We start from the raw sequence: 14,551 nt of genomic DNA, 5'->3' as shown, positions 1-14,551 counted from the left end.
CTTCGGATCACCCTATCGAGCGGCTTATTAGACTCAATGTTGATAAGAACCGTCGAAACCCTTGTCGGGCCCGCTACCCGCGAGTAGTTTGCCCCTGTGCCCACGGGCCCGCCGGGACCGTTCCGACCCCCTCCCGGCGGCCGGGCCGACGCCCACTCCACTCCACCCCACCCCAGCCGTATGTCCACCCGCAGGTACTGGAGGCACCCCCATGCCGCGCACCACCCCCTCCCGCAGCCTTCGGCCCGGGCAGCCCGCGTCCGTGCACGACAACCTGGTCCTCGAACCCCGCGACGTCCACTTCGACTGGTCGCGGCTGCCCCTGCACTGGATCCCCGACGAGCCGATGGCCACCCACACCATCAACGTCCTGCACCTGCTGCTCCCCGAGGGCGAACGGTGGTTCGTCAAGGTGTTCAAGGAAGCGCTGCCGCTGATCCGCGACGACCAACTGCGCGAGGAGGTCCTCGGCTTCATCGGCCAGGAGGCGATCCACGCCGAGGCCCACCAGGAAGTCCTCGACCACCTGCTCGGCCAAGGCCTCGACCCGCGACCGTACGTCCGGCAGATCAGCTGGCTGTTCCACCGCGTCCTCGGCGACAAGCCCGGGCTGACGGCACGTCAACGCCGCGAGAACGTCATCGAACGGGTCGCCTTCATCGCCGCGATCGAACACTTCACCGCGTTCCTCGGCAACTGGGCCCTCAACTCGCCCGGTCTCGACCGCGCCAAGGCCGACCCCACCATGGTCGACCTGCTCCGCTGGCACGGCGCGGAGGAGGTCGAACACCGCAGTGTCGCCTACGACCTGATGCGCCACCTCGACCCGGGCTACCTGCGACGGGTCCGGGGCATGGCGGTCTCCGGGCCGCTGCTGGTCCACCTGTGGATCCGGGGCACGCGGTTCATGCTGGCCGCCGATCCGTCGCTGAACGGGAGCCTGGTGCCGACGTGGCGGGAGGCGCAGAAGGCCGCGCGGCGGGGACTGCTCCCCGAACCGGGGCGGTTCGTGAGGTCGGCGCTGCGGTACTTCGGCCCGGGGTACCACCCGACGAACGAGGGATCCTCGTCGCAGGCGCTGGCGTACCTGGCGAAGTCGCCTGCGGCGAGGGCTGCCGCGGCGCATTGATGTAGGGGGCGCGAAACGCAGGCGGGCGCGAAAACAGGGGCGCTGGGGGCACCCCCAGGCGAAGCCGAGGGGGCGGAACTGCGCGACAAGCGCACACCACGTCCGCAAGGTCGCGATCAAGTGCAAGTCATTCTCCTGCATCGCGATCTTGCGGGTGGGTGCCTTCCGCTGCGCGCAGTTCTCCCCCAGCCCTGGCGGGCCGGGAGGTACCCCCACGCGCCCCTGCTTTCGCACCCACTCGCACCCACTCGCGCCCCTGCTTCCTCCCTCCGTCCCCCCAAGAACCCCGGAGTTGCCCGCCCATGGATCTCGAAACCCCGCCGCCGGACCTGTACGGCCGTCCCCGGGCCGATCGGATGTTCTCGCGGTTGACCGCGTTCGGTGACTGGTACAGCCCTGCGCTGGGGCGGCCGGGGTTGCGGCGGAGTCCTCGGCGGGCCGAGTCGCGGCCGGTGCCGCCGTTGTACCTGGTGGTGACGTCGCACCAGGTGGTCGCCGAGGACGTGGTCGAGCTGCGGTTGGCCGATCCGTCGGGCGGGGTGCTGCCGGAGTGGCAGCCGGGGGCGCGGGTGTCGGTGACGTTGCCGTCGGGGCGGGAGCGGCACTATTCGTTGTGCGGGGATCCGGCCGATCGGCTGGTCTACCGGGTCGCGGTGCGGCGGATCGCCGACGGCGGCGGCGGGTCGGTGGAGGTGCACGACGAGCTGCACGTGGGGGTGCGGCTGCGGGTGCGCAGGCCGCGGAACGGGTTCGCGTTCTGCGGGGAGCGGCAGGTGCTGTTCCTGGCCGGCGGCATCGGGGTCACGCCGTTGCTGCCGATGGCGCGGGCGGCTCAACACGCGGGCATCGACTGGAAGTTGATCCACGTGGGCCGGACGGCTGCCGCGCTTCCGTTCACCGCCGAGCTGACGGCGCTCGATCCGTGCCGGGTCGAGATCCGGACCGACGACGTGCACGGCGTCCCGGATGCGGCGGAGCTGCTGTCGCACGCCGCGCGGAACGCCGCGGTGTACGTGTGCGGTCCGGCGCCGATGCTGGGTGCGGTGCAGCGGGCGCTGGACGCCTCGCCCGCGGCGTCGTTGCACTTCGAGCGGTTCGGGGCCGCGCCGGTCGTGGACGGTTGGCCGTTCGCGATCAGGCTGGGGGAGGGCGGGGAGACGGTGGCCGTTCCGGCGGACCGTTCCGCGCTGGACGTGGCGCGGGAGTCGAAGCCGGATCTGGCGTACTCCTGCAAGCAGGGCTTCTGCGGGACGTGCGTGCTGAAGGTGGCGTCCGGGACGCCCGAGCACCGCGACCGCAGGTTGACCGAGGAGCAGCGGGCCGCGGGCCTGATGCTGCCGTGCGTGTCCCGAGCCGCCGAGGGCGAGACCCTCGTCCTGGAGGTGTGATCCGATGAAGCAGCGCGGACAGTTGCCCCGATTCCCGTTCGACGAGCGGGACCTGGCGAAGTTCCGGGAGGTGCAGCAGCTGGCGTACCACTGCGCGGAGCAGGTCGCGGCGTGGATCGAGCCCGGTGTGACGGAGCGTCAGGCGACCGCGAAGCTGCGGCGCAGCCTGGTGCGGGCCGGGGTGCAGGACTTCTTCCACGTGCCGTTCGCGTGGTTCGGCGACCGCACCGCGTTCCGGCACTTCCACACGCCGCTGCAGTTCTTCGCCGGCTCGCGAGTGTTGCGGGAGGGCATGCCGTACGTGCTGGACTGCGCGCCGGTGGTGGACGGCTACACCGCCGACATCGGGTACGGCGGCAAGGTCGGCGAGAACCCGGTGTGGGACCGGCTCGCGCAGGACCTGCGGGTGTACCGGGAGCTGATCCTGCGCGAGGTGAAGGCGCGCAGGACGTTGGACCAGGTGTACGCGGCGGTGGACGCGCAGATCGCCGAGCACGGCTACGACAACCGCCACCAGGTGTACCCGGGCCGGGTGATCGGCCACCAGGTGACCAGAACGACCGCGCGCGGCCCGGCCGGCGTCAACCTGTTCGGCTTCGGCGTGCGCACCCTGCAGACCCTCGGGCGGGAGCTGGTGAAGGAGCGACTGGAGGGGCGCTCCCCGCTGTGGGCCGGCGGCCGGGCGTCGCGGCACGCCCCCACGCCCGGCCTGTGGGCGGTGGAGCCGCACATCGGCTTCCGCGAGGTGGGCATCAAGTTCGAGGAACTCCTCGTGGTCACCGACGAGGACGCGTACTGGCTCGACGACGACCTGCCGCACGTGCGGCGCTGGGCACTCCAGGAGGGCACCGCATGACCGGCCGCAGCACCGAGATCCGTCGCCGCACCGTCGACTCCGGCGGGCTGAAGCTCGCCGTGTACGAGCAGGGCGACCCGACCCGCCCCACCGTGCTGATGGTGCACGGGTACCCCGACGACCACAGCGTCTGGGACGACGTGGCCGCCGACCTGGCCGTCGACCACCACGTGGTGCGGTACGACGTCCGCGGCTGCGGCGCGTCCGGGGCGCCCGGCGGGCGGGAGGGCTACCGGCTGGAGCTGCTCGGGCAGGACCTGTTCGCCGTCGCCGACGCCGTCAGCCCCGACCGGCCGGTGCACGTGGTGGCGCACGACTGGGGCAGCGTGCAGTCCTGGGAGGCCGTCACCGCCCCCGGCTCGTACCGGCGGATAGCCAGCTACACCACCATGTCCGGCCCCTGCCTGGACCACATGGGCTTCTGGATGCGGCACCGGCTGCGCCGGCCGACGCCCCGGCACGTCTCCCAACTGCTGCGCCAGGGCGTGCACTCCTGGTACATCGGCCTGTTCCACCTGCCCGTCGTCGCGCCCGCCGCGTGGAAGCTCGGCCTGGCCCGGCTGTGGCCCCGGGTGCTGAACGACCTGGAGGCCGTCCGCCCCCGGCCCGGCCACCCGCAGCGCACCCTCGCCAAGGACGCCGTGCACGGCATCGAGCTGTACCGGGCCAACATGCGGCCCTCGATCGCCAGGCCGCGCGAACGCCGCACCGAGGTGCCCGTCCAGCTGATCACCCTGCAGCGCGACCACTACGTCGCGGAGTTCCTGTCCGAGGGCCTGGAGCGGTGGGCGCCCCGGCTGACCCGTCGCACCCTGAACGCCACCCACTGGTCGGCGCTGCTGGAGAAGGGCCCCACCGTCGCCGCGCTGGTCCGCGAGTTCGTCGCCCGCGACCACGGCGCGCTGCGTCAGGAACCCTCCGGGGGCGGCGAGTTGGTGGTCGTCACCGGTGGCGGCAGCGGCATCGGCCGGGCCACCGCACTGGCCTTCGCCGACCAGGGCGCCCGGGTGGTGGTCTGCGACCGCGACCTGCCCGCCGCGCAGCGCACCGCCGAACTGTGCGCGCTGTCCGGCGTCAAGTCCGGCGCGTACCAGGTGGACGTCAGCGACGGCGCGGCCATGGCCGCCTTCGCCGAGCAGGTCGCCGCGGACTTCGGCGTCCCCGACGTGGTGGTCAACAACGCGGGCATCGGCCACTCCGGGACGTTCCTGGAGACCACCGAGGAGGAGTGGCGGCGCGTCCTGGACGTCAACCTGTGGGGCGTCATCCACGGCTGCCGCGCCTTCGGGCAGCTGATGGTCGACCACGGCCGGGGCGGACACCTCGTCAACCTGGCCTCCGCCGCCGCCTACCTGCCGTCCAAGGTGCTGGCCGCGTACGCCACCTCCAAGTCGGCGGTGTACATGCTCTCCGACTGCCTGCGGGCCGAACTCGCCCCGCACCGGATCGGCGTCTCCACCATCTGCCCCGGGATCGTCAACACCAACATCACCCGCACCACCACCTTCTCCGGCCTCGACACCGACGAACAGGCCGCCAAGCAGGCCCGGGTGTCCAAGATGTACGCCCGCCGGGGCTTCCCGCCGGAGAAGGTCGCCGCCGAGATCGTCCGCGCCGTCCGCACCGGCAAGGCCGTCGTCCCCGTCACCGTCGAGGCCAAGGCCGCCAGGCTGCTCGGCCGGATCAGCCCCGGGCTGCTCCGGCTCGGGGCCCGGATCAACGCGGGCTGACGGAACGGCAGTTGGCGGGTGCGGCGCGGCCGGTGGGAGAACCGGCCGGGCCGCACCCGCCGGGCGCGGGGAAAACCGGCTGCACAACGCGGGTTCTCGGCGTAAGACTGCCGTCCATGGACACACCCGAAGCCCGAGCCCTGCGGCACGTCGCCGCCCGCAGCAGCGGCGACCCGCTGCCCGCCGGGATCGACGTCACGCTCAACTTCCACCCCGACCGCGAGCTCGACGGGGTGCCGATCCTGGAGTCGCTGGCCCGGGACGGCGTGTACCGCTCCCAGTTCTCCACCGGCACCAGCAACGGCGGCCTCACCGCCCACCCCGGCGGCGACCGGTGGACGTGGGAGAGCCGGATCTTCGGCGGCGCCTACGACGACGCCCCCGCCGAGCGCCGCCCCGTCTACGGCGCGCTCAACCACCTGCGCAGCCCCTACGGCGGCGCACCCCGGTTCGGCTCCGCGCACTTCCGGCTCGCGCCCGGGGCGCTGGACCGGGCCACCTTCTGCTACCCCGACAGCGTCTTCGAGCCCGAACACTTCGGCACCGCCGCCGCGATGGCCCTGATCACCCTGGTCGAGGCCGACGGACCGGACCTGCTGGACGCCTACGTGGAGGCCCAACTGCACGGCAGCGTCCGAGTGCCGGACCACTTCGACGCACTCGTCCTGGACCCCTGCTACCGGGGCACCGCCGTCGAGACCGCCGCCCGCGCGCTGCCCTGCCGCCTCGAATGGCACCCCGGCCACCGGCTCACCGTCGACGAGCTCGCCCGCCACGACGACTACCGCGGCCCGCACATCACCGCCCTCGGCGCGAAGATCGCCCGCGACGGCTCGCCCGGGGGATCGACCGGCGGCGTGCTCGACCCGGCCGTCATCGGGGCCGCCGTCCGCAGCGGGCAGTACGACCCGCAGGAGCTGAAGAAGGTATGGCACTGTCTGGCCCGGTTCGGCCGCCCCGTAGACTGACAGTCCATGGATCTCACCGCCATGGCCGCCCCCCTCGCCTCCTTCGCGCTGGTCGTGGGCCTGCTCACCCTCACCCCCGGCCTCGACACCGCCCTCATCCTGCGCACCGCCGCCCTCGGCCACCGCCGCCAGGCCTGGGGCGTCGTCATGGGCATCCAGACCGGCACGATGCTGTGGGGCACCGCCTCCGCCGCCGGCCTCAGCGTGCTGCTCACCGCCTCCCGCGCCGCGTACGAGACGCTGCGCTGGGCCGGCGTCTGCTACCTGCTGTGGATGGGCGTCCAGCTGCTCCGCAGCCGCAAGCACGACAGCTCCTCCGACGGGCCGGAGGAGACCGACAACCCCGGTGGCTGGTGGGCCGGTTGGCGGCGCGGCACGCTCACGAACCTGCTCAACCCGAAGGTCGGCGTGTTCTACGTCGCGGTGCTGCCCCCATTCATCCCCGCCGGTGCCCCGCACCTGCCGGCCGGCGTCCTGCTCACCTCCGTGCACGTGATCGAGGGCACCCTGTGGTCCGCCGTCCTGATCGGCTTCGCCCACACCCTGCGCGGCTGGCTGCGCCGCCCCGCCGCCCGCCGGGTGCTCGACCGCGTCACCGGGACCGCCGTGGTCGGCTTCGGGGTCAAGCTGGCGCTGAGCGACTGACCTCCCCGGGCCCCGCGGGCTCCCCGGGCTGCTCGGGTTCTGTCGGTCCTGCGACGGCGGCGGCGAAGCGGGCCGCCGCCGCGGCGACCGCCGCACGCAGCTCCGGGCCGCCCACGACCCGGAAGTCGAACGGGACTCCCGACAGCCATTCCCGGGCGTACATCGTCGGGTTGCGGGTGCTGCCGCGCAGGACGCACCGCCGCTCGCCCGCCGCTTCGAGGCGGCCCATCGGCCCGGCGACCCACGGGGCGACCTGTGCCAACGGGGCGTCGAACACCACGTGGGTCGGGTAGGCCCAGCCCGAACCGAGATGCGCCTCCAGCAGCGCGACCGGGTCGAGGTCGGCAGGCATCCGGAAGCCGGTCGTGGTCTCCTCCGCCGCCAGCACCCGGTCGATCCGGAAGGTGCGGATCGCGTCCGACCGGTGCGAATGGCAGAGCAGGTACCAGCGGGCCCGGCGCACCACCACCGCCCACGGATCCACCTCCGCCCGCCACTCGTCGCCCGCCGCGCTCCGGTACGTGATCACCGCCCGGCGGTGCGCCGCCACCGCCTCGACCAGCGTGTTCGTCACCCCCGGATCCGCGTACACCGCCCGCGGGTCCGGCGCGGCTGCCGCATGCTCGCGCAGGGCCGCCGCCTGCCGCCCGACCTCCTCCGGCAGCACCCGCACCACCTTGTCCAGCGCCGCCCCCACCGGATCGCCCGGCTCACCGGCCGCCGGCCGCCCGTCCAGCACCGCCATCACCAGGCCCAACGCCTCCGCCTGGGTGAACGCCACCGGCGCGAGCCGCGTCCCGCGCCGCAACCGGTACCCGCCGTGCGGCCCGCGCTCCGACTCCACCGGAATCCCGGCCTCCCGCAGGATCGCCACGTACCGCCGGGCCGCCCGGTCCGTCACCCCGAGCCGCTCCGCCAACTCCTCCGACGTGGTGCCCGGCCGGGCCCGCAGGATCTCCAGAGTGCGCAGCGCGCGGGCGGTGGGACTCGTTCCGGTCGACATGTCGGCCAGCGTAGGCCGATCCCGCGACAATCAGGAAGCAGATCGTCCGGAACCGCACCTAGCCTTTGAAGCGCCCGCTTCCCTTCTCTCTTCTTCGGGAGCTCATCGTGGACATCCTGCTCATCGGCGGTCTCTGGCTGGACGGCGCCGCTTGGGACGGCGTGACCCCCGTCCTCCGCGAACTCGGCCACCGGCCCGGCCCGTTGACCCTGCCCGCCGGGCCCTCGACCACGCTGGACGAGCAACTCGCCGCGGTCGTCTCGGCAGTGGACGCGGCGGCCGACCCGGTCATGCTGGTCGCCCACTCCGCCGCCTGCACCCTCGGCTGGCTGGCCGCCGACGCGCGGCCCGAACGGGTCGCCTCGCTCGTCCTGGTCGGCGGGTACCCGCAGCAGGACGGCGCGCCCTACGCCGAATTCTTCGAGATCCGCGACGGCGTCATGCCGTTCCCCGGCTGGGGGCCGTTCGAAGGCCGGGACAGCGCCGACCTCGACGAGAGCCAGCGGCAGCGGATCGCCGCCGAGGCGATCCCCGTTCCCGAACACGTCGCCCGCGGAATCGTCCGCCTGACGGACCCGCGCCGGTTCGACGTCCCGATCACCATGGTCTGCCCCGAATTCGACCCCGACCAGGTCCGCGCCTGGGTCGCCGAGGGCCAGGCCCCCGAACTCGCCGCCGCCAAGCACGTCGAGTACCTCGACTTCGACTCCGGCCACTGGCCGATGTTCACCAAGCCGGCCGAGCTCGCCCGCCTCCTCGCCACCCTCGCCTGACAGGCCGTCACAACCACCGCTCGGCGGCCTCCACGCTGTCGCTCATGCCGGCGTTCCGGAACGTGACCGGGGCGGCCCAGGTCTTCGGGGTCGATGCCGTCCGGGCAGCGGGTGCGGATCGGGCTGCCCCGGACTGCTCCGGGCCGGTGGCTCCCGGCGCGAGGCGATTCGCACACCCGCTGCGCGTGCTCAGCTCGCGTCGGCGGGGCCTTCGAGGACGAGAGTGGTCTCGTTGATGCGGCGGAAGCGGCCGTCCGCGGCGAACTCGGCGAAGAGGTAGACCTCCATGTGGAGGGTGGAGCCGTCCTTCATCGAGATGGCGGCGGTGTGGTGGTCGGCGTAGTTGTCGCCGTCGAAGAGCTCCTGGTGCATCTCGATCACGCCGGAGACCACGGCCTCGCGGAGATTCGCCATGTTGACGAGAAACGCCTCGCGCTCAACGGTTCTGCCGTCGATGCGCTGGACGAAGTCGGGGGTGATGTGACGCTCGGCGGCCTTGTCGAGATCGAGGTCCGAGGAGAAGACGATGTCGTCGAGGGCGGCCCGGATGTCGGTGCGAGGCATGCTGCAACTCCCTGTGTCGGACGGCGACGTCGGTGCCGGAAGGACCACCGGGCGGTGGGCCGGAGCCGAGGCGCCGGCCGGCCGGAACCCGTTGTCGCCGCTGATGTAACTGCTCTTATACCAAAGGGAGTTCATCCTCCGTGGCGGTACGCCGATTCACGTTGCGGCGGCTTCCCGGACAGCGGGGAGCCGGGGGAGTGCGGCATGCCGGAGGACGGTCGTCGGGCGGCCGCAGCGCGTGCGGCGCGCCGTCGGCCGGGGCGGTTGGGCCTGCGACGGGCGCGTTCGCCGAGGGCGAGGGGGTCAGGGCCGGTCTGCCGCGTTCCGGACGGCCGTGATCGAGGTGTTGAGCAGGCGGGTGGCCGTGGCGTGGGCCGCGGCGGGGTCGCTGCGGGTGATGGTGCGGGCGAGTTGTTCGAGGTCGGCGGTGCGGCGGGATTCGTCGCGGAGGGCGGCCATGAAGTGCTTTGCCGTGGGGGAGTCGTCGATCGCTTCGAGGCCGGCCATCAGGGTGTTGAGGGCGAGGCGGTAGGGGAGGCTGTTGGTGCCGGTGACCAGGGCGGTCCAGTAGGCGGCGCCGGTGGCGGAGAGTTCGGCGTCGGACATCGCGTCGTGGGGGAGCAGGTCGAGCAGGTGGGCGCCGACGTGGGGTGAGCGTTCGGCGCAGAGGCGGGCGGCGTCGGCGCCGATGCAGGCGCGGAGTTCGAGGACGCCGACGGTGGCCTCGTCGTTGAACGTGCCTCGGGCGATGACGAGTTCGGGGAGCAGGTCGAGTCCCGCGTGGGCGGGGATGTCGAGGACGCGGGTGGCGCCGCCCTGGTTGACCTCGACGAGGTTGCCCTGCTGCAGGCGCTTGATGGCCTCGCGGACGGCGTGCCGGTTGGCGCCGAAGGTTTCGGCGAGTTCGCGCTCGGACGGGAGGGCGCCGGTGAGCGTGCCGTCGAGGATCGCGTCCATCAGCTGACGGTGGATCTGGCCGGAGAGCGGCATGGGGCCCACGGGTCGGAGGTTCACGCGGTCAGCATACTCAGGCGGGCCGTCCGCATTACTCGTTGTCTGGTTGGACCAGTAACCCTATGCTCCGGGCTCATGGATCTCGCATCGCTCGTACTCTGGCTCTCCGCCCCGGTCTTCCTCCTCGGCATGCTCGTGGAACTGTTCGTGCTGCGCCGACGCCGGCTGCCCTCCTACGACAGGCGCGACTCCCTGCTGAACATCGCGACGGCCGTCGGCAACCAACTGGTCGCCATGCCGTGGGCGATCGTCGAGGCCGTGGTGCTGCTGCGGCTGCACTCGGCGGTGCCGTGGCACCTCGACGGCTGGCCGGCCTGGGTGGCCGGGATGATCGCCGTGGACTTCGCGTACTACTGGTTCCACCGCGCGCACCACGAGATACGGGTGCTGTGGGCGGTGCACGTGGTGCACCACAGCAGTGAGCGGTACAACCTGTCGGTCGCGCTGCGCCAGCCGTTCCTGCTGGCGGTCACGGCGCTGCCGTTCCTGGTGCCGGTCATGCTGATCGGCGTCCGGCCCGAGGTGCTGACGGCCTGTTTCGCGATCAACCTGGTCTACCAGTTCTTCATCCACACCGAGCTGGTGGACCGGATGTGGGCGCCCGTCGAGTTCGTCCTCAACACCCCGAGCCACCACCGTGCCCACCACGGATCGCAGCGCCAGTACCTCGACATCAACTACGGCGGGATCCTGATCCTCTGGGACCGGCTCTTCGGCACCTTCGAGCCCGAGGGCGAACGGGTGCGCTACGGCCTGACCAAGAACATCGACACCTACAACATCCTGCGGGTGCAGACCCACGAACTCGTCGCGATCGCCCGGGACGTGCGCGGCGCCCGCAACTGGTCCGACCGGTTCGGCCACGTGCTGCGCGGGCCGGGCTGGACGCCGAAGCCGACGCAGGCCTGACGGGAACCCGGGAGCCGGGAGTCGGTCGGACGGGGACGGGAGGTGTGCACGGACCGGACGCGGCGGGTGCGTCGTCGGGCCGGCCGGGGGCGGGGCGCGTTCCTGGGGTGGAGGTCGATCCGAGCCCAACTTCGAGGGAGCGCACCGTGACTGGCGCGAACGCGGTCGGCCGGGGGCCGGTCCTGGAGTCCGAGGCGCAGGCCTCTGCGGCGGCGACCCCGCCGACCCTGCGTCAGGGGTGAGCGCGATGAAGCCGCCGACCACCGAGCCGCTGCTGAACCAGTGGGGACGGCAGGCCCGCGCCGCCTGCCGGGGCATGGACTCCGCCGTGTTCTTCTCGCCGTGCGGCGAGCAGGGCGAGGCCCGCCGGATGCGCGGGCGGCGGGCCCGGTCGGTGTGCCACGACTGCCCGGTCCGCTCGGAACCGTCAGGGGAATTGTCTCAAAGTCGACTTGGCGGCAATGGTGCGCTTTGACGGCGGGGCGGTTCGGTCGTGATGATCTGCAGTCGTACTCACGCACCGGCCCCGCGGGAATGGGTGCGGGGATTTCTGCCGCGCGCCGGGCGTGCCGGGCGTGCGAGCTGCGGGGGAATGGTGGGGAGCCGCGAGGTGGGGAGCGGCGTACGGGCGCGCGGGCCGGCTTCGGGGCGTGGGGAGCGCACGGAACTGATCGGTCGTGCTTCCTGATGAATCGTCAATTTGCTTGGTAAGTAAGCGGGACGTGTCTATTCCGCTTACTATTCGGCCAAACGAGGAGTGCGCGGGACCGAATCGGTGAACTTGCTGCGGGGGTTCGGCGTGCCTTCCTGACGACGAGAGCAGGGCATGACCCAGACAGAACAGGAAACCCGAGCGCCCGCGCCCCGCGCGGGCCGGCGGACGGCCGGGCGGGCCGCCGCCGTGGTGGCGGCCCTCGCCGCCACCGCAGCCGTCACCGCGCCCTCCGCCTCGCCGGTGACCGCCGAAGGTTCGGTGACGGTCCAGGTGGTGCGGACGGTCGACGAGAGCGGAACCTGGTCCGGACCGGCGCTGGAGCCGGGCATGGCCGGAGTGACGGTCACCCTGACCGGCGACGACGGCGCCGTCGGCACCGCGGTCACCGCCGCCGACGGCACCGTGACGCTGAAGCCCGCCAAGGCGACGGCGAGCGGCAAGTACCGCGTCGAGGTGGTCAATCCGAAGCCGGGCGTGCTGTTCCCGGCCTTCGCCTCCCGTGAGGGCCTGGCCGGTGCGCCGGACAAGCTCAGCAGCAACGAGGAGTTCGTCGACCTGTCGGCGGGCAAGCACGCGACCCTGACCACCGGCTTCTGGAACCCGGCCGACTACTGCCAGCAGAACGCCCCGCTGGCCACCGCCTGCCAGCCGGCCTCCCTGGACCCGGCGAGCGGCCGCACCCTGCTGACCTTCCCGTACCGCTCCCGGGGCGTGAACCAGGACGTCACCGACATCGCCAACACCGGCGACACCGGCAACGTCTTCGGCATCGCCTGGAACCGCGACGACCAGCGGCTGTTCAGCTCCGCCCAGGCCAAGCGCGCCACCGTGTACGGCTCCGGCGGGCCGGGCGCGATCTACGTCACCGACCCGGCGACGAAGACCACTTCGCTGTTCACCGTCGTCCCGAACGCCGGCAGCACCGCGCACGCCGGCAACGCCCAGGACGACGCGTTCGTCGCCCCGGTCGGCAAGGAGAGCCTCGGTGGGCTGAAGCTCTCCGAGGACGGCCGCGACCTGTACGTGGTCAACCTCCACGACCGGAAGCTGTACCGGTACGACGCCACGGCGAAGACGGTCGAGAAGCCCAAGGCCGTCTACGCGATCCCGACGCCGAACTGCCCGTCGGCGGACGACTGGCGGCCGTTCGGCCTCGGCATGCAGGACGGCGTCGGCTACGTCGGCGGCGTCTGCTCCGGCCAGTCCACCCAGAAGATCGGCGACCTGCGCGCGATCGTCCTGCCGTTCGACCCGGCCACCGGGACGTTCGACGCGGCCGTGCTCGACCAGCCGATCGACTACCACGGCACGCCGGCCGGGAACGCCTGCGGCGGCTACTTCTGGTACCCCTGGCAGGACACCGTGCCGATGGCGAACGGGCAGGTCTGCGGCCTCAACCCGGAGCCCGAGCTCGGCGAGATCGGCTTCGAGACCGACGGCTCCATGCTGCTCTCGTTCCGCGACCGCTACGCCGACCAGGCCGCCGCCGCCCCGCCCGAGGGCCCGCTGCCGAACGGCTTCGTCTACGTGCTCGCCTCGGCCGACCTCAACAAGGCCTGCAAGTCCGGCGACTCCTACGTCATGGACGTCAACCTCGGCTGCGGGATCACCACCAAGGGCAAGGGTTTCTTCAACCTGAACCGCCCAGCCCCGGTCGGCCACCCGTACGCGTCGTTCGCGGGCATGGCGCTCTCCAAGGTCGAGAACTCCATCGCCACCTCCGGCTACGACGTCTCCAACCACATCGTCACCGCCGGCACCATGTTCACCCTCCGCGACGGCGGGATCGACCCGGGCTTCGGCAACGAACTGTCCAACGGCACGTCCCGGTTCGGCAAGGGCGCGGCGATGGCCGACCTCGAAGTGCTCTGCGACAAGGCGCCGCTGCAGATCGGCAACCGGGTCTGGTACGACCCGGAGCGTTCGGGCCTGCAACTGCCGCAGCAGAAGCCCGTTCCGGGCGCGACGGTGAACCTGTACGACGCCGACGGCAAGAAGGTCGGCACGGCGAAGACCACCGCGCGCGGTGAGTACTACTTCGACGACACCAACGTCACCGGCGGGCTCAAGCCGAACACCAAGTACACGATCCGCCTGGACAACCCGGCGGACTACGCCAAGGGCGGCCCGCTCTACCACTGGGTCCCGACCAAGGCGAACGTCGGCGACAACAAGGCGATCGACTCCGACGGCACCGTCCCCAAGGGCGGCACCTACGTCGAGCGCGCGCTGACCACGGGCGGCCCGGGTCAGAACGACCACACCTTCGACTTCGGCTTCAGCCAGCAGCAGGGCGCGCTGCGCCTGGTCAAGCACGACCAGGACGGCAAGCCGCTGCCGGGCGCGGTCTTCCAGCTGTGGCGCGAGACCAACGGCACCGACGGCCTCCAGACCGACGGCGACAAGGCGGACACCAAGATCGGCGACCCGTGCACCACCGGCGACAACGGCACCTGTGCCGGCAATGTCGACAAGGGCACGTACTACTGGCAGGAGGTCACCCCGCCCAAGGGCTACCAGGCGCCGGAGCAGCCCGTCCTCGGCCCGGTCGTGCTCGACGACGAGCACCTGGAGGACGGCGTCACCACGACCGCCGTCAACAAGCTGATCCCGCCGCCGCCCACCACCCCGGCCCCCACCCCGCCGGCGACGCCGAGGCCCACCCAGGCCCCGACGCAGCCGTCGGGCGGCCTGGCCTTCACCGGCATGGACGACACCGCGCTGACCTGGACCCTGGTCGGCGGAGCGGTCCTGCTGGCGGTCGGCACCGGAATCCTGATCGTCGCCCGGAAGCGCCGCACCGCCTGACGCCCGAGCACAAACGCACGACCGAGGGGCCCCGGGATACTCTCCCGGG

The 14,551-nt window shown here is 72.3% G+C and carries 13 protein-coding genes; 10 read left to right on the top strand and 3 right to left on the bottom strand.

Translation table 11 applies throughout. The features are described from left to right. Window positions 1–211: 211 nt before the first annotated feature. From CG736_RS05110 to CG736_RS05085, 6 genes are all read left to right on the top strand, one after another. Window positions 212–1,129, top strand: coding sequence for a metal-dependent hydrolase (locus tag CG736_RS05110; protein ID WP_100584887.1), 918 nt, complete (start codon window positions 212–214; stop codon window positions 1,127–1,129). Between the two features lie 302 nt (window positions 1,130–1,431). Next, window positions 1,432–2,517, top strand: coding sequence for a PDR/VanB family oxidoreductase (locus CG736_RS05105; protein WP_100584886.1), 1,086 nt, complete (start codon window positions 1,432–1,434; stop codon window positions 2,515–2,517). Window positions 2,518–2,521: 4 nt separating this feature from the next. Next, on the top strand, window positions 2,522–3,373 hold the full coding sequence (locus tag CG736_RS05100; protein ID WP_043911183.1) for a M24 family metallopeptidase: 852 nt from the start codon (window positions 2,522–2,524) through the stop codon (window positions 3,371–3,373). After that, window positions 3,370–5,103 (top strand): SDR family oxidoreductase, encoded by a 1,734-nt coding sequence (locus tag CG736_RS05095; RefSeq protein WP_100584885.1) that lies wholly within the window; start codon window positions 3,370–3,372, stop codon window positions 5,101–5,103. Before CG736_RS05100 ends, CG736_RS05095 begins: the two co-directional genes overlap by 4 nt. A 116-nt stretch (window positions 5,104–5,219) precedes the next feature. Further along, the gene (locus tag CG736_RS05090; protein ID WP_100584884.1) at window positions 5,220–6,071 is read left to right on the top strand and encodes a DUF3626 domain-containing protein; all 852 of its coding nucleotides are present in this window, start codon (window positions 5,220–5,222) and stop codon (window positions 6,069–6,071) included. A gap of 6 nt (window positions 6,072–6,077) precedes the next feature. Beyond that, window positions 6,078–6,716 carry a LysE family translocator gene (locus tag CG736_RS05085; RefSeq protein WP_232733789.1) on the top strand — a complete coding sequence of 213 codons (639 nt, stop codon included), beginning with the start codon at window positions 6,078–6,080 and terminating at the stop codon, window positions 6,714–6,716. On the opposite strand, the gene CG736_RS05080 is transcribed toward CG736_RS05085, so the two are convergent. Beyond that, the gene (locus CG736_RS05080) at window positions 6,694–7,719 is read right to left on the bottom strand and encodes a YafY family protein (RefSeq protein ID WP_100584882.1); all 1,026 of its coding nucleotides are present in this window, start codon (window positions 7,717–7,719) and stop codon (window positions 6,694–6,696) included. The genes CG736_RS05085 and CG736_RS05080 overlap by 23 nt on opposite strands. Window positions 7,720–7,826: 107 nt before the next feature. Between CG736_RS05080 and CG736_RS05075 the strand changes: the two genes are divergently transcribed. Next, window positions 7,827–8,492 carry an alpha/beta fold hydrolase gene (locus CG736_RS05075; protein ID WP_100584881.1) on the top strand — a complete coding sequence of 222 codons (666 nt, stop codon included), beginning with the start codon at window positions 7,827–7,829 and terminating at the stop codon, window positions 8,490–8,492. A 189-nt stretch (window positions 8,493–8,681) separates the two neighbouring features. Here the strand turns inward: CG736_RS05075 and CG736_RS05070 are convergent, their stop codons facing one another. Then, a complete protein-coding gene (locus CG736_RS05070; RefSeq protein ID WP_100584880.1) occupies window positions 8,682–9,056 on the bottom strand; it encodes a hypothetical protein in 375 nt (124 codons plus the stop codon). A 303-nt stretch (window positions 9,057–9,359) separates the two neighbouring features. Beyond that, a complete protein-coding gene (locus tag CG736_RS38345; RefSeq protein ID WP_157815417.1) occupies window positions 9,360–10,070 on the bottom strand; it encodes a FadR/GntR family transcriptional regulator in 711 nt (236 codons plus the stop codon). 75 nt (window positions 10,071–10,145) lie between these two features. Here CG736_RS38345 and CG736_RS05060 point away from each other — a divergent pair, with 75 nt between their 5' ends. The 3 genes from CG736_RS05060 to CG736_RS05050 all read left to right on the top strand — a co-directional run bounded on the left by CG736_RS05060 (window position 10,146) and on the right by CG736_RS05050 (window position 14,502). After that, window positions 10,146–10,979 carry a sterol desaturase family protein gene (locus CG736_RS05060; protein WP_100584878.1) on the top strand — a complete coding sequence of 278 codons (834 nt, stop codon included), beginning with the start codon at window positions 10,146–10,148 and terminating at the stop codon, window positions 10,977–10,979. Window positions 10,980–11,226: 247 nt separating this feature from the next. Beyond that, window positions 11,227–11,454 (top strand): WhiB family transcriptional regulator, encoded by a 228-nt coding sequence (locus CG736_RS05055; protein ID WP_100584877.1) that lies wholly within the window; start codon window positions 11,227–11,229, stop codon window positions 11,452–11,454. A 351-nt stretch (window positions 11,455–11,805) separates the two neighbouring features. Beyond that, a complete protein-coding gene (locus CG736_RS05050; RefSeq protein WP_100584876.1) occupies window positions 11,806–14,502 on the top strand; it encodes an SdrD B-like domain-containing protein in 2,697 nt (898 codons plus the stop codon). Window positions 14,503–14,551 lie beyond the last annotated feature (49 nt).

Origin of the sequence: Kitasatospora sp. CB02891 (genome assembly GCF_002803145.1) — a bacterium.
GTDB classification, from domain to species: Bacteria; Actinomycetota; Actinomycetes; order Streptomycetales; family Streptomycetaceae; genus Kitasatospora; species Kitasatospora griseola.
Note: the sequence above shows the minus strand (reverse complement) of the source record. Positions and strands in the feature narration are given on the sequence as shown.

Excerpts from the sequence above, each read along its gene's own strand:
- CG736_RS05060 (WP_100584878.1), top strand. The coding sequence starts at position 10,146 with ATGGATCTCGCATCGCTCGTACTCTGGCTCTCCGCCCCGGTCTTCCTC.
- CG736_RS05095 (WP_100584885.1), top strand. The coding sequence starts at position 3,370 with ATGACCGGCCGCAGCACCGAGATCCGTCGCCGCACCGTCGACTCCGGC.
- CG736_RS05070 (WP_100584880.1), bottom strand. The coding sequence starts at position 9,056 with ATGCCTCGCACCGACATCCGGGCCGCCCTCGACGACATCGTCTTCTCC.
- CG736_RS05105 (WP_100584886.1), top strand. The coding sequence starts at position 1,432 with ATGGATCTCGAAACCCCGCCGCCGGACCTGTACGGCCGTCCCCGGGCC.
- CG736_RS05085 (WP_232733789.1), top strand. The coding sequence starts at position 6,078 with ATGGATCTCACCGCCATGGCCGCCCCCCTCGCCTCCTTCGCGCTGGTC.
- CG736_RS05055 (WP_100584877.1), top strand. The coding sequence starts at position 11,227 with ATGAAGCCGCCGACCACCGAGCCGCTGCTGAACCAGTGGGGACGGCAG.
- CG736_RS05080 (WP_100584882.1), bottom strand. The coding sequence starts at position 7,719 with ATGTCGACCGGAACGAGTCCCACCGCCCGCGCGCTGCGCACTCTGGAG.
- CG736_RS05090 (WP_100584884.1), top strand. The coding sequence starts at position 5,220 with ATGGACACACCCGAAGCCCGAGCCCTGCGGCACGTCGCCGCCCGCAGC.
- CG736_RS05050 (WP_100584876.1), top strand. The coding sequence starts at position 11,806 with ATGACCCAGACAGAACAGGAAACCCGAGCGCCCGCGCCCCGCGCGGGC.
- CG736_RS05100 (WP_043911183.1), top strand. The coding sequence starts at position 2,522 with ATGAAGCAGCGCGGACAGTTGCCCCGATTCCCGTTCGACGAGCGGGAC.
- CG736_RS05110 (WP_100584887.1), top strand. The coding sequence starts at position 212 with ATGCCGCGCACCACCCCCTCCCGCAGCCTTCGGCCCGGGCAGCCCGCG.